The organism is Nocardia sp. NBC_00403 (assembly GCF_036046055.1).
Taxonomy (GTDB): Bacteria; Actinomycetota; Actinomycetes; order Mycobacteriales; family Mycobacteriaceae; genus Nocardia.
On the sequence record NZ_CP107939.1, the window covers coordinates 5,303,570 to 5,327,598 of the forward strand.

Annotated in this window: 18 protein-coding genes and 3 pseudogenes; 11 read left to right on the forward strand and 10 right to left on the reverse strand. The window is 65.4% G+C overall.

Annotated elements, in window-relative coordinates; genetic code table 11:
• Positions 1 to 27: 27 nt before the first annotated feature.
• The 3 genes and pseudogenes from OHQ90_RS39490 to OHQ90_RS23410 all read left to right on the forward strand — a co-directional run.
• Positions 28 to 6,219: pseudogene (locus OHQ90_RS39490) on the forward strand (amino acid adenylation domain-containing protein); the annotation flags it as partial.
• Positions 6,220 to 6,411: 192 nt separating this feature from the next.
• Positions 6,412 to 7,104 (forward strand): annotated as a pseudogene (locus OHQ90_RS39495) (thioesterase domain-containing protein); the annotation flags it as partial.
• On the forward strand, positions 7,098 to 7,886 hold the full coding sequence (locus OHQ90_RS23410) for an FkbM family methyltransferase (protein ID WP_328400830.1): 789 nt from the start codon (positions 7,098 to 7,100) through the stop codon (positions 7,884 to 7,886). The pseudogene OHQ90_RS39495 and the gene OHQ90_RS23410, both read left to right, overlap by 7 nt.
• Before the next feature lie 221 nt (positions 7,887 to 8,107).
• On the opposite strand, the gene OHQ90_RS23415 is transcribed toward OHQ90_RS23410, so the two are convergent.
• The 3 genes from OHQ90_RS23415 to OHQ90_RS23425 all read right to left on the reverse strand — a co-directional run bounded on the left by OHQ90_RS23415 (position 8,108) and on the right by OHQ90_RS23425 (position 10,098).
• Positions 8,108 to 8,581: an outer membrane protein assembly factor BamB family protein gene (locus OHQ90_RS23415; RefSeq protein ID WP_328413057.1), complete on the reverse strand. Its 474-nt coding sequence runs from the start codon at positions 8,579 to 8,581 to the stop codon at positions 8,108 to 8,110.
• Positions 8,582 to 8,712: 131 nt separating this feature from the next.
• Positions 8,713 to 9,390, reverse strand: a complete 678-nt coding sequence (locus OHQ90_RS23420; protein WP_328400832.1) for a winged helix-turn-helix transcriptional regulator — start codon at positions 9,388 to 9,390, stop codon at positions 8,713 to 8,715.
• Positions 9,391 to 9,399: 9 nt separating this feature from the next.
• On the reverse strand, positions 9,400 to 10,098 hold the full coding sequence (locus OHQ90_RS23425) for an alpha/beta fold hydrolase (RefSeq protein WP_328400834.1): 699 nt from the start codon (positions 10,096 to 10,098) through the stop codon (positions 9,400 to 9,402).
• Between the two features lie 182 nt (positions 10,099 to 10,280).
• Between OHQ90_RS23425 and OHQ90_RS23430 the strand changes: the two genes are divergently transcribed.
• The 3 genes from OHQ90_RS23430 to OHQ90_RS23440 all read left to right on the forward strand — a co-directional run bounded on the left by OHQ90_RS23430 (position 10,281) and on the right by OHQ90_RS23440 (position 12,152).
• The gene (locus OHQ90_RS23430; protein ID WP_328400836.1) at positions 10,281 to 10,709 is read left to right on the forward strand and encodes an organic hydroperoxide resistance protein; all 429 of its coding nucleotides are present in this window, start codon (positions 10,281 to 10,283) and stop codon (positions 10,707 to 10,709) included.
• 248 nt (positions 10,710 to 10,957) lie between these two features.
• Positions 10,958 to 11,560 (forward strand): hypothetical protein, encoded by a 603-nt coding sequence (locus OHQ90_RS23435; RefSeq protein WP_328400838.1) that lies wholly within the window; start codon positions 10,958 to 10,960, stop codon positions 11,558 to 11,560.
• Between the two features lie 220 nt (positions 11,561 to 11,780).
• Positions 11,781 to 12,152, forward strand: a complete 372-nt coding sequence (locus tag OHQ90_RS23440; RefSeq protein WP_328400840.1) for an MmcQ/YjbR family DNA-binding protein — start codon at positions 11,781 to 11,783, stop codon at positions 12,150 to 12,152.
• 56 nt (positions 12,153 to 12,208) lie between these two features.
• On the opposite strand, the gene OHQ90_RS23445 is transcribed toward OHQ90_RS23440, so the two are convergent.
• Positions 12,209 to 13,006, reverse strand: a complete 798-nt coding sequence (locus OHQ90_RS23445; protein ID WP_328400842.1) for a HugZ family pyridoxamine 5'-phosphate oxidase — start codon at positions 13,004 to 13,006, stop codon at positions 12,209 to 12,211.
• Between the two features lie 95 nt (positions 13,007 to 13,101).
• Here OHQ90_RS23445 and OHQ90_RS23450 point away from each other — a divergent pair, with 95 nt between their 5' ends.
• On the forward strand, positions 13,102 to 14,196 hold the full coding sequence (locus OHQ90_RS23450; RefSeq protein WP_328400844.1) for a hypothetical protein: 1,095 nt from the start codon (positions 13,102 to 13,104) through the stop codon (positions 14,194 to 14,196).
• 113 nt (positions 14,197 to 14,309) lie between these two features.
• On the opposite strand, the gene OHQ90_RS23455 is transcribed toward OHQ90_RS23450, so the two are convergent.
• Together OHQ90_RS23455 and OHQ90_RS23460 are read right to left on the reverse strand one after the other, a co-directional pair.
• Positions 14,310 to 15,296, reverse strand: a complete 987-nt coding sequence (locus OHQ90_RS23455; RefSeq protein WP_328400846.1) for an SMP-30/gluconolactonase/LRE family protein — start codon at positions 15,294 to 15,296, stop codon at positions 14,310 to 14,312.
• A 282-nt stretch (positions 15,297 to 15,578) separates the two neighbouring features.
• Positions 15,579 to 16,478, reverse strand: a complete 900-nt coding sequence (locus OHQ90_RS23460; RefSeq protein WP_328400848.1) for an NAD(P)-dependent oxidoreductase — start codon at positions 16,476 to 16,478, stop codon at positions 15,579 to 15,581.
• A 50-nt stretch (positions 16,479 to 16,528) separates the two neighbouring features.
• On the opposite strand from OHQ90_RS23460, the gene OHQ90_RS23465 reads away from it, so the two are divergent.
• Positions 16,529 to 16,909: a MerR family transcriptional regulator gene (locus OHQ90_RS23465; RefSeq protein WP_328400850.1), complete on the forward strand. Its 381-nt coding sequence runs from the start codon at positions 16,529 to 16,531 to the stop codon at positions 16,907 to 16,909.
• A 530-nt stretch (positions 16,910 to 17,439) separates the two neighbouring features.
• Here OHQ90_RS23465 and OHQ90_RS23470 read toward each other — a convergent pair.
• Both OHQ90_RS23470 and OHQ90_RS23475 read right to left on the reverse strand, forming a co-directional pair.
• Positions 17,440 to 18,156 carry a metal-dependent hydrolase gene (locus tag OHQ90_RS23470; RefSeq protein WP_328400852.1) on the reverse strand — a complete coding sequence of 239 codons (717 nt, stop codon included), beginning with the start codon at positions 18,154 to 18,156 and terminating at the stop codon, positions 17,440 to 17,442.
• A 71-nt stretch (positions 18,157 to 18,227) separates the two neighbouring features.
• Positions 18,228 to 18,602 (reverse strand): DUF4913 domain-containing protein, encoded by a 375-nt coding sequence (locus OHQ90_RS23475; RefSeq protein WP_328400854.1) that lies wholly within the window; start codon positions 18,600 to 18,602, stop codon positions 18,228 to 18,230.
• 975 nt (positions 18,603 to 19,577) lie between these two features.
• On the opposite strand from OHQ90_RS23475, the gene OHQ90_RS23480 reads away from it, so the two are divergent.
• Both OHQ90_RS23480 and yczE read left to right on the forward strand, forming a co-directional pair.
• Positions 19,578 to 20,516, forward strand: coding sequence for a hypothetical protein (locus OHQ90_RS23480; protein WP_328400856.1), 939 nt, complete (start codon positions 19,578 to 19,580; stop codon positions 20,514 to 20,516).
• 610 nt (positions 20,517 to 21,126) lie between these two features.
• Positions 21,127 to 21,759, forward strand: a complete 633-nt coding sequence (yczE, locus tag OHQ90_RS23485; protein ID WP_328400858.1) for a membrane protein YczE — start codon at positions 21,127 to 21,129, stop codon at positions 21,757 to 21,759.
• Positions 21,760 to 21,977: 218 nt separating this feature from the next.
• On the opposite strand, the gene OHQ90_RS23490 is transcribed toward yczE, so the two are convergent.
• The gene (locus OHQ90_RS23490) at positions 21,978 to 22,361 is read right to left on the reverse strand and encodes a RidA family protein (RefSeq protein WP_328413059.1); all 384 of its coding nucleotides are present in this window, start codon (positions 22,359 to 22,361) and stop codon (positions 21,978 to 21,980) included.
• A 30-nt stretch (positions 22,362 to 22,391) separates the two neighbouring features.
• Positions 22,392 to 22,946 (reverse strand): annotated as a pseudogene (locus tag OHQ90_RS23495) (DinB family protein); the annotation flags it as partial.
• Positions 22,947 to 23,007: 61 nt separating this feature from the next.
• Between OHQ90_RS23495 and OHQ90_RS23500 the strand changes: the two are divergent.
• Positions 23,008 to 24,003, forward strand: a complete 996-nt coding sequence (locus OHQ90_RS23500; RefSeq protein ID WP_328400860.1) for a helix-turn-helix transcriptional regulator — start codon at positions 23,008 to 23,010, stop codon at positions 24,001 to 24,003.
• Positions 24,004 to 24,029: the final 26 nt, after the last annotated feature.

The window sequence follows — 24,029 nt, forward strand, 5'->3', positions numbered from 1 at the left end:
GCCGACCGGTACGGGCGATTGCGCGACGTGTGGCCGTTGGCGCCGCTGCAGGCGGGGCTGCTGTTCCACGCCGAGGTCGCCGCGGGCCATCTCGACGTCTATATCGCGCAATCGGTACTCACATTGTCGGGCGCGGTCGACGACCACCGCCTCGAGCGCGCCGCGCGGGCCTTGCTCACACGCCATCGCAACCTGCGGGCCGCCTTCACCCGAACCGCCGAAGGCCTTCCGGTACAAGTGATTCCGGTCGATACCGCCGTCCCGTGGCGCAACATCACGCTGTCCGAGCGCACACTGGACCTGGACGAAATATTCGATGCCGAGCGGGCGGCCGGGTTCGATCCGGCTGATCCGCCGCTGCTGCGGTTCGTGCTCGTCACGGTGGGACCGCAAGACTTCCGGCTGATATTGACCGCCCATCACCTTCTGCTCGACGGCTGGTCGCTGCCGCTGCTGTGGCGTGAACTGATCGGCTTGTACGCGGTGGACGCACAGTCGTACCTGTTGCCCGATGTGGTGCCCTACCGCGATTACCTGGAATGGCTGGCCCGGCGCGACCGTACCGGAAGCGTCGAGGTGTGGCGGGACGCGCTGCGCGGTGTCGCCGAGCCCACGCTGGTCGCAGATCCGCACACCGATACGACCGCGACCATCCCGATCGATCTGCCGGTCGTTCTCGATCGCGACGCGACGGCCGAGTTGGTGGAATTCGCCCGGACACACGCGGTGACGATGGCGACGATCGTCCAGTTCGCCTGGGCTGTGGTATTGGGCAACCTGCTCGGCGCCGACCGTGTGGTCTTCGGCAGCACGGTGTCCGGCCGTCCCGCAGACGTGCCTGGGGTCGAGTCGATGATCGGTCTGTTCATCAATACGATTCCGGTCGTCGTCGAGGTGCGCCGGGACCGGAGCATCGAGGACGCGCTGACTCGATTGCAGGCCGACAACACGCGTCTGCTCGACCACCACTACCTCGAACTGTCGCAGATCTTGGCAGCCGCGGACGCCGTGTCCCTGTTCGACACGCTGTTCGTGTTCGAGTCCTACCCGGTCGACAGCAGCGGATTGGGTGACGCCAACATAGGTGGCATGCGGGTGGTCTCGGCGGGAGGTCGCGACGCCGCGCATTACCCGATCACCGTGCAGGTGCACCACACCGACCAACTGCACGTCCGCCTGCGCTACCAGCAGGACCGCATCGACGACGAGACAGCGTCCGGTCTCGCCGCCCGGCTCGACATCGTGCTGCGTGCGATCACGACTGATCCGCACGCGCCGCTCGATTCGGTCGATCTGCTGTCCGCGGCCGATCGGCGTGAACTGGTGCCGGCCACGGGTGGCGGTGCCGTGTCGCCGCAGCTGCTGACGGAGTTGCTGGTCGGGGGCGTGCACGTGAATCCCGTTGCAGCAGCGCTGCTTTCGGGTTGTAGCCCGATGTCCTACGCCGAGTTGGATGCCCGGTCGAACCAGCTGGCGCGGCAATTGATCGAGCGCGGTATCGGCCCCGGCGATCAAGTCGCGCTGGTGATGGCGCGGTCGGCGGAGTTCGTGCTCGGCCTGTGGGCGACGGCGAAGACGGGTGCGGCATTCCTGCCGATCGATCCGCGCAATCCGGCCGAGCGCGTGGCACACATGATCGCGGACTCCGGTGTGCGGGTCGCGCTCACCGTCGAGGCATCGCGGGATCTGCTTCTCGACGTGATGTGCCCGCTGGTCCTCGACGATCCGGACACCGAGACCGCTGTCGCGGCGAAGTCTGCGGCCGCTGTCACCGACTCCGAGCGGCTGCGGACGCCACAGCTCCAGGATGCGGCGTACGTGATCTACACCTCGGGGTCGACCGGAATCCCGAAGGGCGTCGTGGTCACCCACGAGGGGCTGGCGAATTTCGCCGCAGTAGTGCGTGACCGCTTCGGCGTGGACACCGGTTCGCGCGTGCTGCAGGCGGCTGGCCCCGGTTTCGATGCGATGGTCCTCGAAGTACTGCTGGCCCACACGAACGGCGCATTGCTGGTGGTGGCGGCACCGGACGCGTTCGCCGGCGATGAGCTGGCGGAATTGATTCGGGCGCAACGGGTATCGCATGCATTCATCACCCCGAGCGTGCTGGCCACCATGGCACCGGCCGGTATGGATTCGTTGCGAGTGCTGACCGCCGGCGGCGAGGCGGTGACACCGGAGCTGGTCTCGGTGTGGGCGCCGGGCAGGCGGCTGCTGAACGGGTACGGACCGACCGAAACCACGATTCTGGCCGGGATCAGCGGTTCGCTACACCCGGGCGATGTGGTGACGATCGGCGGACCGATCCGCGGCGTCGAGGCCGTCGTGCTCGATCCGTGGTTGCGGCCGGTGCCGGTCGGGGTGATGGGGGAGTTGTATCTCGCGGGCATCCAGCTGGCACGCGGGTATGTGAACCGGTCTGCGGCCACCGCGGGTGCCTTCGTGGCGAATCCCTTCGGCGCGGCAGGGTCGCGCATGTACCGGACCGGCGATCTGGCCCGCTGGACCTCGAACCACGCCGTGGAGTACCTCGGCCGCCGCGATTTCCAGGTCAAGATTCGCGGTCAACGCATCGAACTCGGCGAGATCGAGGCGGTGCTGTCCGAGTATCCCGGGGTCGACCACGCGGTGGTCGTGTTGCGCACAGACGAGCGCGGCACCGACCAGCTCGTCGGCTATCTGGTCGGCGACGGACGTATCGATCCGAGCGACATCAAGGCTGCTGCCCGACGTCATCTGCCCACGCACATGGTGCCCGACGTGCTGATGCCGCTTGCCGAGTTCCCGCTGACCGCGACCGGCAAGCTGGATCGGGCGGCACTACCCACGCCGGAATTCCCGGACGAGCGGGAATGGGTCGCCCCGAGTTCCGACGCCGAACAGCGCATCGCGGACGTTTTCGGCGACGTCTTGGGTGTCAGCGGAGTGGGCGCAGCGGACAGCTTCTTCGAACTCGGCGGCAATTCGCTGTCGGCGACGCGCGTGGTCGCGCGATTGCGCACGGCACTCGGCGTGAGCGTCGGTATTCGGGAGCTGTTCGATGCACCGACAGTCGCCGAACTGGCCGCGCATCTCACTACCGCCGACCGGAACGTCGCCGTGCCGCCTGCACCGCGCACCCGCCCAGCTCTGGTACCGCTGTCACCAGCGCAGCAGCGGATGTGGTTCCTCAATCAATTCGACACCTCGGTCGGCGCGTACAATATTCCGCTGGTGATCCGGCTGCGGGGCGAGCTCGATATCGATGCGCTGCGGCACGCGTGCGAGCTGGTCATCGACCGGCACGAGTCGCTGCGAACCAAGTTCCCGATGATCAACGGGACGCCCTGCCAGGTCACGGTCGGCGCCGACGAGGTCGCACCGGCTCTGACGCCGATCCGGGTCGACGAACAACATGTGCTGGAGCGGGCGGCGGCGGTGGTCTCCGCGGGCTTCGATGTAACCCAAGCACCTCCGGTGCGAGCCGAATTGTTCGCCATCGGAGACCGTGATCACGTGCTGGTGATCTGCGTGCATCACATCTGCGCCGACGGACAGTCGATGATGCCGCTCGCGCGGGACGTGGCAATGGCCTACCAGGCGAGTAGAGAAGGGACACAACCGAACTGGCCGCCCCTTCCGATCCAGTACGCCGACTACGCCCTGTGGCAGCGCGAGGTGCTCGGCGACGGACACGAGCCGGACTCGCTCGTCTCCCGGCAGCTGCGATTCTGGACCGACAGCCTCACCGGGCTGCCCGAACTGCTCGAGCTGACGACCGACCTGCCCCGGCCGCCGGTGGCGTCCATGCGCGGCCGCGCGGTCGATTTCGAGCTGTCCGCCGAGCTGCACGCCCGCATCGACGCCCTCGCCCGCGAGGCCAACGCGACGGTGTTCATGGTCCTGCACGCCGCCTTGACCGTGCTGCTATCCAGGCTGGCCGACGTCGACGATGTCGCGATCGGCACCCCGGTGGCCGGCCGCGGCGACCGCGAACTCGACGATCTGATCGGCATGTTCGTCAACACGCTGGTGTTGCGGTCGCGGGTGTCGTCGCGGCAGCCGTTCGCTGACTTGCTCGCTGCCACCCGCGAAACGGATCTCGCCGCGTTCGCCCACGCCGATGTGCCCTTCGAGGAGGTCGTGGAGGCGCTGAATCCGCAGCGGTCAACCTCGCACATGCCGCTCTATCAGGTGACCCTCGACGTCCAGGATCTCAGCGCGGCCGCGTTGGAGCTGGCGGGGCTCACCGTCGAACCGATCGAGAACGGCTTCGACCAGGCCCGCGCGGACCTGAACGTCAAGCTCGTCGAACGGTTCGGTGCAGGGGGCCGTCCGGACGGAATGGTCGGACGACTGACCTTCGCCACCGATCTGTACGTCGAGCAGACGATAACTCGGTTCGCGCACGCGTATACCCGGATACTGGAGCAGGCGGCCGTGAATCCGGCTGTCGCCGTGGGCGATATCGATATAGTGGATCCCGACCAGCGACGCGAGGTGCTGGCCGCTGCCGGAGTCGACGGCGTCGCGGTCGCGGATGTGACCCTGGCCGAGCTGTTCACCTCCCGCGTCGCGGCGCAGCCGGATGCGGTCGCGGTGACCGATGGTGTATCGCAGCTGACCTATGCGGAGCTGGATCGGCGCGCAACCCAGCTCGCCGTTCGGCTCACCGAGCGCGGTGTCGGGCCGGAAACCCTGGTGGCAGTGGCGTTGTCGCGTTCAGTCGACATGGTCGTGGGCCTGCTCGCGGTCGTGCGCGCAGGCGCCGGATACCTGCCACTGGATATGGCGAACCCGCCGCAGCGATTGCGCTTCATCCTCGATGACGCGCGTCCGGCCGCGGTGTTGACCTCTGCCGAAATGGCGATGGACGCAACGGGATACGCGGCACCGACGCTACTGATCGAAGAATCCGGGGCCGCGGTCCCGGACTGCTCTGGCCCCGTGCCCTCGGCCGCGCGACCGGACAACCTCGCCTACGTGATCTACACCTCCGGGTCGACCGGCACCCCGAAGGGGGTGGCCGTCAGCCATCGCGAAGCCGTCACATTGTTAACCCACGCCGCCGAACGATTCGACTTCCATTCCGATGACGCGTGGACGATGTTCCATTCGTACGCTTTCGATTTCGCGGTGTGGGAAATGTGGGGCGCCCTGCTGACCGGAGGCAGGCTGGTCGTCGTCGACTACAACACCTCCCGGTCGCCAGAGGCGTTGATGGAACTGGTGGCGCGCGAGCGCGTCACCGTGTTGAGCCAAACCCCTTCGGCCTTCTACGGATTCCTCGACGCCGAGCGCCGATATCGCGAATCCGGTTGCGGCTGCGGCGATCTCGTGCTCCGGTACATCGTCCTCGGCGGCGAGGCATTGGATCCGGCGAGGTTGACCGGCTGGTTCGCCGCGCATCAGCCCGGATCGCCGCAATTGGTCAACATGTACGGGATCACCGAGACGACCGTACACGTGACATTCGCCGAGGTCGATGACCCGAACACAGCCAGGATCGGAACACCGCTGCCGGGGCTGCGGGTGTACGTGCTCGACGACCGGCTGCAGCCGGTACCGATCGGAGTCCGCGGCGAGATCTATGTCGCCGGAGGGCAACTCGCGCGCGGTTACCTGCGAGCCCCGGCGTTGACGGCGAGCCGCTTCGTGGGGAACCCGTTCGATCCGAACGGTGGCCGGTTATATCGGACAGGCGATGTCGGCCGCTGGCGCAAGACCAGCAGCGGGCTGGAGTTGACCTACGCCGGCCGAAGCGACGCACAAGTTCAGTTGCGCGGGTACCGGATCGAGCTGGGCGAGGTGGAGTCGGCGCTGCTACGGCATCCGTCGGTGTCGCGGGCCGCCACGGCGGTGCACCGCCACGAGCGCGACGTCGATCAGCTGATCGGTTACGTCGTCGGCACCGACGGGCAGCCGATCGATCCGGGCCAGGTCCGGGCGGCCGCCGCTGAGGTGCTGACGAGCTACATGGTGCCCTCGGTGGTCATGGTCCTGCCCGATCTGCCGTTGACCATCAACGGAAAGCTGGATCGAAAAGCACTGCCCGCTCCCGATTTCGACGGAGCAGTACATCGGTTCGTCGCACCGCGGACGCATACCGAGAAAGTGATCAGCGATGTATACGGGCAGGTCTTGGGAACCCCCCGGGTCGGGGTGACCGACGGATTCTTCGACCTGGGGGGCAACTCACTGCTCGCCACCATGGCGGTAACAGAGTTGCGGACTCGTGGTGTGACGATCGAATTGCCCTGGATGTTCGAGGATGCGACTCCGCAGGCGTTGGCGCGCAGGGCCGACGACTCCGAAGGCGACTCCGGCCTGAAGGTGCTGCTGGCGCTGCGCGCGAGCGGATCCGAGCCGGCGGTCTTCGCCGTGCACCCGGCGGGCGGTCTGGCGTGGTTCTACGGCGGCATCATCGAACATCTGCATCCGGATCGGCCGGTGTACGGGTTGCAGGATCCGCACGTCGTGTCCGGCGAACCATCTGCGGAGTCCGTCGACGAACTGGCCGCACGCTATGTGGCCGAGATTCGCCGAGTGCAGCCTACGGGTCCGTATCACCTGCTCGGCTGGTCGTTGGGCGGACAGATCGCGCACGCTATGGCAGCACAGCTGCAGCGCGACGGTGATCGGGTCGGCATCGTGGCCATGCTGGACAGCGCAGCAGGTGCACCATCGCAACCGGCCGCGTCCCTCGCAGGCCAGCCCGCACCGGGACAGCTGATGGCCGATCTGCTCGGCGGCTGGCGGGAGCTGTTCGACCTCGGCGACCAGCTGCAGGCAACCACCCATGAGCAAGCGTGGAACGTCATCCGGGACCAGGTGATCGCAACCGGACTGTTCACCGCCGAACAGACGGATCGGGTGATGGAGAGCTTCCGAACCGCGAGCGATATCTCCGCCGGTTATCGGCCGAGCGTCTTCGGCGGTGACCTGGTCTTCTTCACCGCCGGAATAGACCACGCGGACCACGACGCTCTCGCGCATACGTGGCGGCCCTATGTCAGCGGCGACATTCACAACGTTGTCGTCGACGCCCGCCATCTCGAGTTGAGCCATCCACACGCGCTGGCCATCGTCGGCCCTGTCCTCGAAAGGTTCATGGAACAATGCTGACCACAATGCAGCAACTGCGTCTCGACGACGGCAGAATGGTGACCTGCACGAGCCCAGCCGAGGCCCGGATGCTGTGGGGCGAGACGACCGCGACGCACGGGTTCTACCGGCGTGCCGCCGCGTGCCTTTGTCCTGGAGACGTTGCCCTCGACATCGGCGCCAACATCGGACTCAGCGCGATGATGTTCGCCGACACCTGCCCCGGAATTCAGGTCATCGCGGTCGAGCCCGTACCGGTGACCTTTCGTTGCCTGGACCGCAATATTGCAGCGCACGTTCCGGACGGGATATCCCTCGAGATCGCGGTCGGCGCCACGCCGGGCACGCGGCCGTTCACCTGGTATCCGCGCGCAACGGCGAACTCCGGTTTCTTCGCCGATCGCGAGGCAGACGACGAAGCCACCAAGATCTATCTGCGCAACTGCGGCTTGGACGACAAGGCCATCGCGCTCATCACCACCGGCCTGCACGACGGCGTACCACTGGAGGTCGAGGTCACCACTGTTTCGGCGATACTGGACGAACACTGCCGCGATAGGGAGATCGGGTTGCTCAAAGTCGATGTCGAGCGTGCGGAATTGGATGTCTTGCATGGCATCACCGACGCGGACTGGCGTCGTATCCACGTCGTCGTCGCCGAAGTCCATGATCGCGACGGGCGCCTGCGAGAAGTCTGCGAGCTGTTCGGCCGGCATGGCATGTCCGCGCAGACTCAGCAGGACCCGCGTTTGATCGGAACCGAAATGCACGAGGTATTTGCCGCCAGGCCCCGGGCCGACTGACTCGAGCCGGACCAGTGACGCCGCAATTCCAACGGTATGGCATCGGCGTCCAGGTGATGGATCGAATCATCGATCGGGCGGCCGCGAGAGCGATTCCGCTCCGCACGCTGGGGGACACCCGTGAAAGCTGCAGGGAATATCCCGAATTCGTAACCATCCACGCTGCAGTCCGATCCTGATATATACCGCCGATGAGGCTGCCGCCGAATGCTCGAGTCACATTATGCCGCAGCGTATCCGGTGAATTCATGCGCGGTCACCGTGACCATGCGACCACCCAGTGCCTTCACCGCCGAGCGCAGCCTGGGATCACCACTGGGCGGTAACGGCATCGAGCAGGCGGTCGAACCGTCTCCGGCGTCGATCGCGTGCACGGTGGTGCCGTCAGTCAGGATGAGGTGGCTTGCGTCGGCTATGCCGTCGTAGCGCAATGTGTTCGAGAACGGCGTCGGCTGCTGCCATATTCGGTGTCCGTCAGTGAGATCGAGACCGGCCAGCTCTGATCCATCGAGCGATCGGACGATCACGGTGTTATCCACTACTCCTTCTATCGCGCTCGTGCGTCCGCTGTACTCGTCGATGCCGATCTGCGCATTGGTCCAGAGGACTCGGCCTGTCGTTCGCTCGTAGGCGCTCTCGCCGGTGAGGATCGGCGGCGGCGTCGCGGTTGCAGTCGGATACCACTCGAATCGGATACCACTCGAAGATGAAGCCGGCGTTGCTTACCTCGGTGATCGGGTGGCCATTGCGATCGCTGTCGCAGCAGCGGCAGACCGAATCGCGGTTTTCCGCGTGGACTCGGTCCGACCGTTTGGTCGCCCACCGCTTACCGGTCTGTCTTTCGGGCGCGTGGTTGCGGGAGGCGAAACAGACCTTTGATCCTGCGCAGGGCTTCTTCGTCGCCGCTCACGGATGCGGCACCGGTTTTGATCGCCTCGGCGAGGGTGAGGGTTTGGCTGGTCAGGCGGAGGAACTCGGACTCGCTGATGGTGATGATCGCGTCGGGATGCTGGGCGGGTCCGTGCAGTGTCTCGATCGTCTCGTCGTCGATGCGGGCGTGGAAGACTTCGTCGTCGATGCGGAACTCATACACTGCGCGGAGTCCGGCGGCGGCCTGCGGGTTGAAGCAGGCTCGTAGGCCGAGGACCGCCCAGCCCGGGTGGAACGTTTCGGTGGGTTGCGGTTCGCCCATTGTCCATTTCAGCCCCCATCGTGCCAGTGCGAGGATCGCGGGCCCGAGTTCCTCACCGGCCTCGGTGAGGGCGTAGGCGGGGGTGCGAGCGGGCGGCGGGAGTGTGATCTTGTGTGCCAGGCCCTCGCGTTCCAGGTGTTTCAGGCGGGCGGCGAGGAGACCGGTGCCGAGGCCGCGAAGGCCGGTTTGGAGGTCGCCGAACCGTTTGGGTCCGGTCAGCAGTTCGCGCAACAGCAGTAGCGTCCAACGCTCGCCGACGAGATCGAGGGTGCGCGCGGTCGCGCAGTACTGGTTGTACGTTCGCTGCTCCACTTCATCACTCTAGACTTCGCGCTTCTCGTTCTTGAATGACTGCGCTGTCAGGAGCAGGTCGGCGAGTGGTTCCGGGTCGGTCAGCATGATGTCGTGCGGGCCGTCTACCGCGAGGGTCCGGTATCCGGCGGCCGCGCCGAATTGGTCGAAGGGGTAGGTCTTCGGTCGGCAATAGATGGCCGTTCCGGGAACTCGGTCGACGGCTCCGGTCAACTGAGTGGGCTCGGTGAAGGTGCGCAGTGGTTGCGGGAGCAGCCGCGCGGCGAGCCAAGCCGCGGTGTCGGGAGCGAAGATGCCGAACGCGGCGGGGGGCGGCGCTGGGATCTGCCGTCCGTCCCCGGATGCCTCGGCCGCGGCGCGGATCGCCTCGACGAAGCGGGCGGGAGCCAAGCTGAACAAGCTGGCACCGTTGCCCCCTGCCCAGCCGTCCACGAGGACGATGTGGTCGACAGTATCGGGGCGCGCGTCGGCTGCCTCTCGGGCCACCAGGCCCGCGTAACTGTGCCCGACCAGCACGAGCTCGTCGTCCCGGGAGACGGTGTCGAGGGCTGCGATGACAGCGGCGGCATGATCGTGCAGCCCGCGGTTGCCGTCGGCACCGAGATCGGGGGTCAGTGTGTGCGCCCCGGCGGTGTGTAGGAGCGGTGTGACGCGGTCCCAGGCCCAGGGGCCGTGCCAGGCGCCGTGTACGAGAACGAATGTGGTCACTGGTGATTCTCCTTGCGCAGCAGGGCATGACTTGGTCGGTACCGGCGAATAGGGCCTGGACCGACGTGCACCGATCTTCAGCATCTTCTCCCCGACCATCGGATCTTCCTGATAATAATCTATTGACTTCTCGTTTTAGAAGTGACAGATTCTGTTCTGTTACCTACGAAGGGAGTTCAACGATGACCACTGCGCTGTACACGGCGGAGGCGCACGTCACTGGAGGCAGGATCGGCCACGGGCGTACATCCGATGGGCGACTGCATCTGGACCTGCGGCAGCCCAAGGAACTGGGCGGCGACGGTGAGGGGACAAACCCCGAGCAACTCTTCGCGGTCGGGTACGCCGCGTGTTTCGGCACGACGCTCGCTCTGGTCGGGCGGCGCGGCAAGCTCGAGGCGAACGATGCGCAGATCGACTCTTCGGTCTCGCTGATCCCGATCGACGGCGGCCGCTTCAAGCTCGGCGTCGAAATGAGGATCTCGCTGCCCTCGGTCACCGATGAGCAGGCGGTCGAGCTGGTCAAAGCAGCCCATCAAGTCTGCCCGTACTCCAACGCCACACGCGACAACATCGATGTGGCACTGGTAGTCAACGGCACCCGGCTGTGACCTGGCCCCCGCACCCGGGGTCCAGGCGGTCACGGTGTTGGTAGCCAGGGCCGGGCACCACGCCTGTTCGTCTTCCGCCTCGAGGTACCGCGCCCCGATCATGCCTTCGTGAACCGTCTCGACTTTCCGGCCGGCTTCATGGTGTTATCACTTGCTGGGATGGCTGTAGTCGAGTCGCAATTGGGCGGTCTCGTGTTCGACTCGCAGTAGAACAGTGCGTCGCGGTGGGGGAACGCCGACCCACGACGATGTCTTTTCCAACTCCGTATGCCACCCTCCTCGCCGCCGATTTCACGATGGAACAGGCTCTCGAACAAGCACTTCTGGACACCCGCGCCTCGTTCCCGCTGTTCGGCGACATTCCGCACGTTGCGTTGTCGATTGCCTCCGTCGAGGGGCCGGACGATTTCCGCCACGCCGGAGTTGATTTCGGCCGGACGTTTTACTCGGCGAGCCTGCTCGAGGTGGCGATTCCGTACTGCGCCTATCAACTTCGCACCGCGGTCGAGGACGCCGGCAACGCCACAGGAGCGACAAACGCCGCGTCGACCTACGCCGCGGCTCGCGCCACAATCGATCCGGAGGCTGCCGGCGCTGTCCCAGCGATCGCCGCGGCGGGTATTCCCGTTGCCCAGCGGGTTCCGCAATACGAGCAAATTTTCGCCACGATCCCGAGGGTCAGCGGCGGTGTCGCGGTCACGCTCAACGCCGCGTTCGAGAGGTTGCCTGCCGTCCACTCGACGAAGAGTAAGAGCAGGGACTTGTCCTCCAAGACGTTCTCTACCCACACCCTCCGGGCTCGCCGTGATCGCCGAGCAGTGTCCGCGACATCTCGCCTTCGCGGTCCATGACGTCACGGCGACGCTGGACGAACCGAGTGCGCAGTGTTTGCACCGAGGAACTGCGGGGCGACCACACCACGGGGCCAAGATGTCCAGACACACCGAAGGATGTGGTTGAGTTGGTCCATGCCGATCACCTTGCTGCGCCGCGCCTACGCGATCGCCGACCTCCCGATCGGTGCGACATCGGCCAAGGCCGCTCCGGCGGACTCTGTGTAGGGGGTCCGCAGTGGCCGTACACAACAAAGAATTCTTCCGAATCATCGACGCGCTCGTCGACGTGCAACGCGCCAAAGGCGAGAAGTACATCACCTTCAGTGTCCGCGGCAAGCGGTTCGGCTACTACTGGCCGCGGACCGGAACCGTCGGCCTGAAGCAGACCCTGTCCGAACAGCTGGCATTGGTGTCCGAAAGGCCCGAAGTCTTCGAAGTACAGTTCACCGCAGGCGGATTCGGCTGGGTAGTCGTCTCCCTCGCAGGCATCGAGGCCGACGAGCTGTCCGAACTGGTCTTCGAAGCCTGGCGCTTATCCGCTCCCGAAGAACTGGTCGCCGAAGTCCCCGACTGGGCGCAATCGGCACCCCACCCTCGGACCCGATAAAGCGACACCCAACATCGCCCGCATTCCGGCCCACCACAGAGTGCTGACCGCCGCGCTCAGCCCTCGCGCGACCGCCGCGCCAACTCGACCGTCGCCGCCCGCAACCCATCGATGGAATCCAACGGCACCGCATAACCCACCCGCGTACGCGCCACCCCACGCGGCGTCACAACCCGCAAATCAAGCCCGTACCGATCCGCGCGCTCACAACTGGCCGCCGTCGAATCCGGATACCCGCCGAGCACCCGGGCCATCGACAACAGCGCATCGGCATGATCATCGTTGAGATGCGTAATCGCCGCAGCGGCAACCGGTATCACCGGATCCGGCGCGGCAGCGGCATACTGCTCGGCCGTCGCCGAATCCATCCGCCCATACCCGCCGACCCACCGAATCCGCTGCACCCGCAACACCCACACCGCAAAATCGCTGTAGTCGATGTAATACTTCGCCGCAGGCACCGCCGCCAGATGCGCCTGCCGCGCCGCCTCGGCCTCCGTACCCACCGGCTGCTCGACGACACCCGCGAGAGTGATCCGCGTCCCCGCCAACGGATCGGCAGGCGGATTCGGCTCCACCACCGCAATGCTGGCCCGCGCATCCGCGGCCAGATTACGGCCGTGCTCCGCCATCCTGGACACACACAACACCGGCTGACCATCCAACAAGCCATAGGTGATGAACGAAGCCCACGGCGAACCATCCGCACTCAGGCTGGCCAACGTCCCCGTATTCGTCCCCGCCGCAACAGTTCTGGCCTCCTCCGCCGCAGACGGACGCGCGGAATTCGCCACCGGCGCGGTCGGCTGCGGAACCGAAGGCGCGTCGCCGGGATCACCGTGATCGAGAGTCATACTCCCCAGCGTGCCATGGAGAAACGCCGGTCACCGCAGCGGGATGGACAGGATTGCGCGCGCGCAACCACGCCCAATCGGCAAGACTTGCGGATGTGACCCGATATGCAATCGACGCAGACCGCAACGCACTAGTCGCCATCTGGGCGACCGGACGCGGCGATCTCGCGGCGACGGTGGCCGCACTGCCTCCGATAAGCCCAGACCAGGCAACCAGTTTGGCGTCGAATCTGACCACCCTGTCCCGGTTCCAATGGCGCACCTACACACACCCGGCCAGCGCCGCAGGCGATCCCGACATCCCCAATAGCGAAGCCTGGCGCCGCGCTGAAGAACGCAGAAACTTCAAGGAAGTCGACGCGGCCATCCGCACCCCTAACCTGCCCACCGACCACGGCCTGCTCGTCTCCTACAGCGGCGTCGTCGAATCCGCGCACCGCGTCGGACGCACCCTGCACAGCATCGACGACCTCGAACTGCGCAACACCATCCTCGCCGAAGTCATCACCGAACAAGCCGCCATCGAATCCGCCGAACTCGGCGACCTCACCGGACGCGCACGCCAAGCAGTCGAGCTGTCCAGACCCGACGTCTCACCTGCCCAAGTCCAAGCTGCCGACGAACTGCTGCACGCCGACCCACTCGGCTCCATCGAACTGTTCACCGAACTCGACCCCGCCTCCGCAGCGGTCGCTGCCGCACACTGGCTCGACGCCGCCGCGGAGGTCGCGGGCGAACTGGCAGGCGTACCGACCGTCGATGTCGTCGTCGAAGCCGACGACATCGAAGCGCTGCAGGTAGAAACCCCCACCATGGTGCTCGAACGCCTCGGCGGAGGCGAGACACCCACCGACATCGTCGTCGACCTGATCGCCGAGGCCGTGTCCGTCTCGGAAGGACACGTGCCCGCACCATGGGCCGTCGTCAGCCGAGTGGCCGAAATCGAAGAACAAGCCCGCAAATTCGACCTCGACAACGACACCCGCGAAGCCCTGCTCGCCGAATTCCGCATCAGCCGCCTCGACCCGGTCCGCCCCGCCCTCGACCTGCTCGAAGACCTCCTCGACGGCATCCGCGGCTGCCTGCTGCTCTACACAGCCCACAGCTCCGGCGACCCCGACGACATCGAAGCCCGATTCGCCGCCGACGTCCGCAGCGAAGCCGACGCCCACCCCGAACAACTGTTCTGACCGCGGGCCCGGACACCCTCGCGGCACATCCGCACACACTGCGCGATGAACCCGAGAGTGCCCGGGCACACCAAACAGCTACCCGGTCGGTCCGACGGGGGACCATGCTCTGGTCAGGACGGAACCCGCGTCACACCGACCGCGGACTCGGTGAGACTCCCCAGATAGAGAATCCCCTCGTGCTCGACAACGCCGGTGACCATCGAGAAATTGGTGCCTTCGATCTGAAGATCGTGCACGACATTGCCGTCGAAGTCGACGGCCATCACCCAGACCGTCTTCGGCGGTTTCGGCTGCAACCACGCCGGCAACGTCCACACGATCTTTCGCAGCACGCCCGGCAGCGGAAATAGCCAGTCCAGCAAGGGATTTCGAGGCGAGGGCAGAGTGATCCAGACGAGTCCGTCGCTACCGAGACCCATGTTGTCCGGAAAACCCGGCAAGTTCTCGACGAGATAATCATGGGTGCCGGCCTTGGGTCCGGTGAGCCAATAGCGCGACACACGATATGCGCCCGTCTCGGCAACCACCACACACGCACGATCGGGGGACAGGACCACCCCATTGGCGAATTGCAGTCCGTCAAGCAGAGTTTCGACCGCGCCCGACGGATCGCGGCGCAGCAGCCTGCCGGTGCCGGAATGCTCCAATATGTCGCCCATCCACTGATCAAGGCGATAGCGGCGCGATGACGACGAAAAGTAGATCGTGCCGTCGTCATCGCGAACGACGTTGCTGGCGAAGGAGAGTGGCTCGCCGTCGACCTGGTCGACGAGAATTTCGAGGCTGCCATCGGGATCCAGCCGCAGCAGTCCGCGCGTCGAATCGCAGATGAGTATCGAGCCGTCCGCGTCGGCATGCAGCCCCAACGGTCTGCCACCGGTGTTCGCGAGCCGTCGCACGTCCCCGTCGGACGGGTCGATGCTGAGGATCGACCCGTCGTCGACCCCGGCAAGCACCCGCCCATCCGGCGCGAGTACCACATCCTCAGGGCCCGCGCTCGACACCTCCAGCCGGGAAACCGGGGGGAGCGGTGTGGCGCTGCGCGTTTCACGAGCGCGGGGGAGCGCCTGCGGCGGCGTCCAGCGGTGGGGTTGCATCGTCGAACCAGCAAACATGCCCCAGGTTAGCCCGAAAGGCGTGTCCTTCCTACCGAAATGGATCTACGGAAAACATAAGCATACGTAGATATGCGCATTGAAACATGTCAGCAGCCTGGTTCGAAACATCAACCGTCCGGCTCCGCCGGACGTAGCAGAGACGGGGGAGGGGTCCGGCCCTGCTACGTCCGTACCGGCATGGATTCGGTCGGCGAGCCTGCTAACGAATCGTGGTGCCGTGCACGCGGTCCACCGTCATATCGAATGGTGCGACGCTCATGCCTATGGCTTTCGGAACTGCTCGATCATCGCGGCGTAGCCGTCGCCGCCACGACCCCGTGCCACCGCCCGGTCGGCCAACATCTTGACGAACCTGGGAAGTTCGGCATTGACACCGAGTGTCTCGCTCTCCTGGACGAGGTGCTCCATGGACGCCAGGTGGGTGTCGATGGTGGCGTCCTCGGCGGGGAACTTGCCTGCATCGATCTGGTCCGCGTAGGCGGTGATCCACTCGGTCATGCTGCCGATCCCGTTGTTCAGGAATGGCGCGACTGTCGCCGCGTCGACCTGCGCGGTACCGAGCAGGGCAGCGGCGTGTAGGAATCCGTTCAAAACGCTCCACATCATGCTCAGCATCGCCATGTCGTACAACGAGGACAAGCCATGATCGACGCCGAGGTAGGTGGTGTTCGCGCCCAGGCTCCGCAGGGTCGCCTCGTGGTGGTCGAAGGCCGACTGTGGACCGCTGTAGAGGAGAACGGCGTCTGCGGTACCGATGGCCGGGGGAATACCCAGGATTACGCCGTCGAGGTAGGACGCGCCTCTCGCGGTTGCCCACTCGGCGGTCTCCCGCGCCTGGGCTGAGGTGCCCGAGGTCAGGTTCACCAGAACCGTGTCGGTGAGCACATCCCCCAACGGGTCGAGCAGCTCGCGTGCCGCCTCGTAGTCGGTGACGCAGATGACCATGAGTGGGCTTGCTGCGACGGCTTCGCGGACCGAGCCCGCAAGGGTGGCGCCTTGGGCGACGAGCGGTTCGGCCTTGGTGGCCGAGCGGTTCCATACGGTTGTCGAGTGTCCAGCGGCCAAGAACGCTTCAGCCAGGGCTCGGCCCATGAGCCCGAGGCCGATGACGGTGACCGGCGCGTGGCCGGCGTTGGAGTCGGGCGTCGATCTATCGGTCATGTCGGTATCATCAACCCTCATATCGATATGAAGGTCAAGGAGGGGCCACGGTGTTGATCGGGGAACTGAGCCGCCGCACCGGAGTCGGCACGCATCTACTGCGCTACTACGAATCCCAGGGTTTGCTAGAGCCCGGCCGTGGAGCCAACGGATACCGCGAGTACACCGATGACGCCATCCTGACCGTCACCCAGATCAGAGGGCTGCTCGAGGCGGGATTCTCGACCGAGGACATCGGTCTCCTGCTGCCCTGCGCGACCGGCGCAAGCCCTGACATCGCGCCATGTACCGAGTTGCTCGACGTACTCCGGGCACGCCTTCGGGGGCTCGACGAACGCATCGACGCACTCACTCAGAACCGTCAAGCGTTGCGCAGCTATCTGGAGGCAGCCGAACGAGCGCCTGCCATCGTGTGCGACCCGACACGGTAATCGACTCGTTCGCGGACCGCGACAGTAGGTCCCGCAGCACGAATCAGCCTGTGCCGGAACGGCATATCGATCGACGACGCCAAAGTAGCGTCGCTAGGGTGAGTCCCGTGCCGATCTCCCGCGGGTATGGGGCAGGGGAGCGCTAGCCGATTGGTTGGGGAGGGAAGCGCGAAGGGAGGGCTCATGTACCAACGGGGGAGAGCAGTCGATGCCGAGTTCACAGTCCGTTGACGACGGGATGGAAGCTGCACGGCAGGGCGAGCCTCCAGTCAATGCGACCCGACCACTCGATCGAAAACGCATGTCAATATTGGCCTATGCATATCTTTACATAGAGTCACCACAACGTCGTCACCGACATCCACAACGTCACCATCAAAAGAGAAGCAAAGGCAGACGGGGGCCCATCGCCGTTGTTGGTACGGCGGGGAGGCGCGGGTTTTCGAGTGTCGGCCAGGCTGTGCCGACAGGCGCTGTCTTTCGTGGACCGGTCGGTGGTCCACGAAAGACAGTCGCCACGCCGGTGGCGGTCAGGGGCTGGTGGTGAAGACGTACCAGAGCGCCGAAAGGGCGCCGAGGGTGAACAATGGTGACAGAACCCAGGTTTCGACCTTATTGCCGGTGCGGTCGATGATCGGCACGCGGGTGCGCAGCGGGAAAGGCCAGAACAGGCGGCAGCCGCGGTCGGTGAGGCAGTCGCCCGCGAGGTGGGCGAGTGCACCCAGGCCGACGGAGAACGGTAGCCAGACCGGTTTGTCGGTGATCCAGTGGTCCATGGCGAAGGTGCCCGCGGCGGCGAGGATCACCACGGTGCCCCACGCTTTGATGCCGTCACCGGAGGGGCAGATATGTAGTGCGCGTACCGCGAGGGCCAGAAGGAAGAAGGCGAGTGCGAGGGTGAAATATCGTCCGAGCCAGTGTTCGCCTGCCCAGGTCCCGTATGCCACGGCGACGACGAACGCGAACGAGTGCGTGGCATGGCGGTGCCCGCCCGATATCCATGAGATGAATCGGCACAGGTAGTACGAAATCGGTCCGAGCACGTGGGCGATGGTGCCGTTGGGGTGGTCTGCATCGGGCAGGAGCGCGGCGCCCGCCGTCAGAAAGACGCCCAACAGTATGTCGACAGGGCCGAGATGCACGTCCGCACTTGTCAATACGGGATACGTCATCGCCGATACGGGCAAGGTCGCGGCCGCTACCGACCAGGCAAACGCGCCACTGGTCGCATGAGAATGTCCTAGCACCGCATGAACGTTAGTTGACCACAGTACTTTTCGGACAAGCGCTGGTGGGGGTGGTGAAATGCCGCCCGCTGCTAGTCGTCTCGGGTGAGAGTCGGAGATCGGAACATGTTCGGGAGAGGGGGGGCTTCCAGTGGCAGGGGAGGTACCTTGGCGGAGTGGCCCTTGCGGACCGAGCAGCCGCTGAACGGACCGTCGAGGCTGAGTAGGACGCCCATGTGAGCATCGGCATGGTCGAGAAACCACACCGAGAGCCCGGTGTTGCCGTCGAGCCGGTAGTACTCCCACGTTCTCCAGAGCGTATCCAGGCGTACAACGGCCTCGGCGTGCTGCCACCATTCCGGGCACCACGCGTGAATGTCGATGTCGCGCTGATAGATCAGCGTCAAGTAACTCTCGACGAACTCGACAACGGAGCCGAACAAGGTCGGCCTCTGCTCGTCACTCATTCGTCCCCCGTACCTGTGGTAGATCCAGCCACCTTCGAGGGTAGCGACGAATCTAGGCTGCTTTCATACCGTTCCGGCCACGTCGGGCGGAGTCCGATATCCCTCGACGTGGGTCAGGGGTGTGGATTCGGATGCACGACCCGCTCGACCGGCGTGGTTGTCCGGCCGGTCCCGGGAACAAACGATCGTTACTGGGGGCCGCTGGGGTTCGCTGACGGCAGGGAATAGGGGGAGTGGGGAGTCGGTTTGCGTTCGAGCTGTACGCGAAAGCCTTCGACGCCTGGATACTACTTGCCCAGACAGAAACCTTATTGCGCAAATTGATTCGTGCCCAACCGGCAGGGTATAGCGATCGCCAGGTGCTCGGCGACCAGCGGTGGGCTGCCGCGAACCACTCGTTTGAGACCTCGCCTATCACCGGAGAGCGTTGAACAGTACGAGGATCCATAGGGGAGCGGTACTGCTATGAGGCCAGGCCGTCACCCCGGAGGGGAAGTGCGCTGCGCGCCGCCGAAGCGCTACCGCCAGAGGTGGCCGACATGCTCGACGAAGTTCTACCGGGATCGCGCCCAATCCCCGGACTCTGCAGTCGATCTGAGCACGCACGAGGCCTTCCGCATCCTGCCTGCGATTGGCTTTCGTCCGCCGCAACATCGCCGCATTCCGGAGCTGAGCGGGTGCTCGACTACTTCCCAAATGTGGGGAACCTCATTGCATAGCCGCGCTTACGCTGCATCGCGTAGCGCGACCTCGTCGCGAGCCTGTGACCCGACCGCGCACCGTCGCCCGGTCTCGCACCGAGCGGGACGGTGCGCGGCAACAATCCGGTTTCGACCAGGTCGGCTCGACCAGTGGTAGGCGATGTGTAGGGAGATTGCGGTGGGTAGAGGTCGCGGAGTTCATCTGTGCGGCAGCGTTCCGTTGGCGGATGCGCAGACGGTGTTCTCGGAAGCAGCACAGCGGATAGGTTCTCGATTGAAGCGCATTCCGGATGGTGAGACGGGAGTGCGCAACAACTGGGTGGTGTGGCAGCTGCCCAAGATGCAGGCACACCCGGACCTGGAGACCGTTCCGCCGCCGAGCCCGGAATACGGGCCAAGTGAACGAGTGCAACCCAAATCGGGTGTCGACGCGGCATCAATCGACTTCGGCCCCTTGGGCTATGCCGACGCCGCGCTGGAGTCATGGCAGGTCTTCCGGCGCCTGCGGGAGGAAGGCGTTATCCCGCAGGGCTCCCGATTCCAGGTGTGCCTGCCGACGCCGATTGCGGTGATCGGGGCGTTCGTCGCGGGACCGCAGGGGGAGTTGGAGGGCAGGTACGAGGCGCAGCTGCGCAGCGAGTTGGCCCGTATCGTCGACGGCATCCCGGCGGAAGACCTTGCGGTGCAATGGGATACCGCAGTCGAGTTCGCCATCTTCGAAGGCGTGTTCCCGTCCTGGTTCGGCGGCGACTATCCGACCCAGCTCGAGGAAGTCGCACAGCGGCTGGTCCGGTTGGGCGCGGTGGTACCCGAACCGGTCGAACTCGGATACCACCTGTGCTACGGCGACTTCGGCCACCGCCACTTCGCCGAACCCACCGATTCCGGGCGGCTGGCCTCGGTCGCGACCCGCATCCTTTCCGGGCTGGGCAGGCGCGTCGATTGGATCCACATGCCGGTCCCGCGGTCGCGTGCCGACGCCGACTACTTCAAACCCCTCGCCGATCTCGACCTGCCGCCCGAAACCGATCTCTACCTCGGCTTGGTGCACGCTACCGACGGTCGAGACGGCGCAGTGCGTCGGATCGAAGCCGCCCGCACCGCCGTCGCGGACTTCGGCATCGCCACCGAGTGCGGCATGGGCCGACGGTCAGCCGACCAGATCACCGCGCTGTTCGATTTGCATGCGGAGCTGGCGGACACACTTTCCTGATCCGGACCGCAGGGCGCCGAACGGCATGGTCGCAGGTCCACATGATGCATCCCCGAGCGAGCTGTATCAGCTAACGGGATGCTGAACCGGTCAAGGTCTATCACCTTGTGGCGAGAGCGCGCAGCCAGTACTTCCAGAATAGTGAAGGGGTTTAGTTGACATAATGTTGATTATCGGCGTTACAATCGGGGTGCGCGAAGGTGGGTTTGCATTGCTGGATATCACTGCTGCGCAGGATGTTTCGCGGGTCCGTCGTTAGACTTTCGCCGGATCCACCCATCGGCGCGCGCTGTTGTTGGTTCTTTGCGGTTGGGCTTGTGTCGTCGGTCCCCTTACTTCAGTTTCTGCCTGACGTAAATATTCCTGTCAAATCCTACTTTTGACAGAGAAATGTTGACATGGCTCATGATTCGGATTCGTGGCCGACTCTCCCCGTCGGGCTTCTCACGCCCTAAAACGTCACAGTGACGTTCTACGGCGTGGTGGCAGGTCCAGTTGTGCGCATGAAGCCGATGTGGCCTGGCTCTCGAGTGAGGTACACCGCCGATGAAGGTCCAGTGATTGTCAAGTGGATCTGTTTACGGAGTCCAGTTGGCGGGATGCTGGGTGAATGTTGGTTCGGCGTTTGGTGGCGCTCTATGTCGGGTTGTGGTTGTACGGGTTGTCGATGGCGGTGATGATTCGTGCTGGTTTGGGGTTGGATCCGTGGGATGTGTTCCACCAGGGTGTGGCGGCGCATGTGCCGATCAGCTTCGGGGCGGTAACGGCGCTTACCGGGGTGGTTGTGCTGCTGGCGTGGATTCCGTTGCGGCAGTGGCCCGGTGTGGGGACGGTGAGCAATGTGGTGGTCATCGGGGTATCGGTGGATGTCGGGTTGTGGATGCTGCCGGAGTGGGATTCGATTCCGCTGCGGGTGACGGCAATGACTGCGGCGGTGGTGCTGAATGCGGTCGCGACGGTGTTGTACATCGGTGCAGGGATGGGTCCGGGTCCGCGGGATGGACTGATGACTGGACTGGTTCGGCGGACCGGGTGGTCGGTGCGATGGGTGCGAACCGGGATCGAGGTGTCGGTGCTGGCCGCCGGTTGGGTGCTGGGTGGCAGTGTCGGCATCGCAACGCTGGTGTACGCGTTCGGCATCGGGCCACTGATTCAAGTGATGATCCCGTATGCAAATCGGTTCCTACCGGGATTTCGCGTGGACCGTGCGAGCGAGCCTGCTGTGGTTGTCGCCGCACCATGACAACGCTGCGCTCTGCGCCTGCTGGAGGCATGCCCATTGCGAGTCGTGCTCGAATTTTCGTGGGAGGCAAGGGGTTACCTCGAATCCCCTCCCCTTCGTCAGGTGCGGCGACCCTACCGCAAAACGTCACTGTGACAGTTTTCGCTCACGTTTTGAAGCTGAATGGCACCGGCCACGCGCCGCGGTGCACCATTGCAGCCTTGATCCGTGGGTTCGTCCTATTCGGGGATGATCGCTACTGCGTCGATCTCCACGAGCGCGCCGGGGCGGGCATGTCCTGCGGTGGAAACGACGGTGATGGCTGTGCGGTGATTGCCCCACACTGATCGCGATGCCGCGTATCCCACCTGTGCGTCGACCCCATCGACGAGGTAGATGTTGAGTTTGACGACATGCTCGGGACCGGTACCCGCGGCAGCGAGCACAGCCAACACGTTTCGCATTGCCTGAGTGGTTTGCGCCTCGATACCGTCGAGCAGTGTCCCGGCGCTGTCGGTGCCGAGCTGGCCACCGACATAGACCGTCCGGGCGGCGGGTGCGATCACGCCCTGCGTGAAGGCGGGGTTGCTGTGGAGCTCGTCGGGGTCGAGGTGTGTGGTCATGAGTTTCCTCCCAGAGGTGTCGGGTTTCGTCTGCAGGTAGAGGTCGCGCAGCAGGCAGACCTCGGACAGGTGGTGGATCAGCTCGCGGTGGATGTGCAGCACGAGATCGGCCATCGACAACTCGGGGAAGGGCTCCTTCGCGCCGACCGGGACCCGGAGTCCGGCTTCACCGAGGGCGCGCACCCCGGCCAGCCAGACGTCGAGTTGGGCCTCGAGTTGGTCGAGCGCGGTGGCCGCGCTGCCGGCGTATTCCCAGGTCTCGTACGACGCTGTAGGCGCATCGAAGTGTGCCGCGTTGCGTGCGGCGAGTACGCCGACGATGACGTGACCGAGTCGCCAGGCGATCGTGGTGAAGGGCGCGGGGACCGGCTGGGGGAAGGCGTAGTCGATGGTGAAGTCTCCGGCGCCGATCTGCATGGGCGCCGTGGAGGTGCCGCGGGGCCGCACGCTCCAGGCGTCCGGTACCGGCGACCAGAAGTACTCGTCGTCGGTGAGGCCGTCGAGCCGGGCTCGGAGCTGATGGTTCCAGTGGAAGTCCCACTGCTCGCGCAGCGTCCGGTTCCAGTCGAGTTCGTCTGTGTCCATGGGCTCACTCTGGCACCCCTAGCGGACAGGATCGGTCCGCTATTTCTGGCAAAGTGGCGACATGGACGTGGCAAGCAGTAGCGAGAGGGGTACTACGGAGCGGGTGCTCACCCTGCTCGGGCTGCTGCAGCAGCGCCCGGTCTGGACCGGCCCCGAGTTGGCGGATCGGCTCGGGGTGACGCCGCGCACGGTACGGCGCGATGTCGAGCGGTTGCGGGCGCTCGGCTATCCGGTGCGTGCCGGACAGGGTGTCGGTGGTGGCTACCGGCTCGGCCCGGGGCAGGATTTGCCGCCGCTGCTTCTCGATGACGAGGAGGCGATCGTGACCGCGGTTTCGCTGCTGGTCGGTGCGGGTGGCGCGGTCGCCGGTGCCGGCGACGCCGCACTCCGGGCGCTGACCAAGCTCGACCGGGTGTTGCCCACCCGGTTGCGGCACGAAGTGCGTGCACTCTCCGGGTCGGTGGAGTCTTTCGACGGAGGCCGCACGCCGGTCGATCCCGAGGTGCTCATCACGCTGGCCAGGGCCTGCCGTGATGAGGTCGAGGCCAGCTTTGGCTACCCGTCCGGGAGTGAGGTGCGACGGCGGCGGGTCGAGCCCTACCGTCTGGTCGCCTCCGACCGGCGCTGGTATCTCCTTGCTTATGACCTCGATCGTGATGACTGGCGCAGCTTCCGCGTCGATCGGATGACTGATGTGTCGGCACGAACCTGGTGCTTCCGGCCGCGCGTGGTACCCGACGCGGCGTCGTATGTGCAGGAGGGTGTGGCGAGCCGGGTCTATGCGCAGCAGGCGCGTTTCCTGGTGCACGCGTCGGCCGATACGGTGCGCGCGCAGATTCCGGCGTCGGCGGCCGTCGTGCGACGGCGAGGGAGCGAGGTCTGCGAGGTGCTCAGTGGCGCCGACAGACTCGACGTTGTGCTGATGCACGTGCTGCTGCTGGGGCACGATTTCGAGGTGCTCGATCCGCCGGAGCTGGGGAGTCGTTGTCGCGTGTTGGCGGAGAGGCTGCTGGCGGCTGGTGCGCCGATCTCATCGGTGCCGGATGTGGAGCTGTGATCGTGGCGGCACTTCGAGTGCTTCCG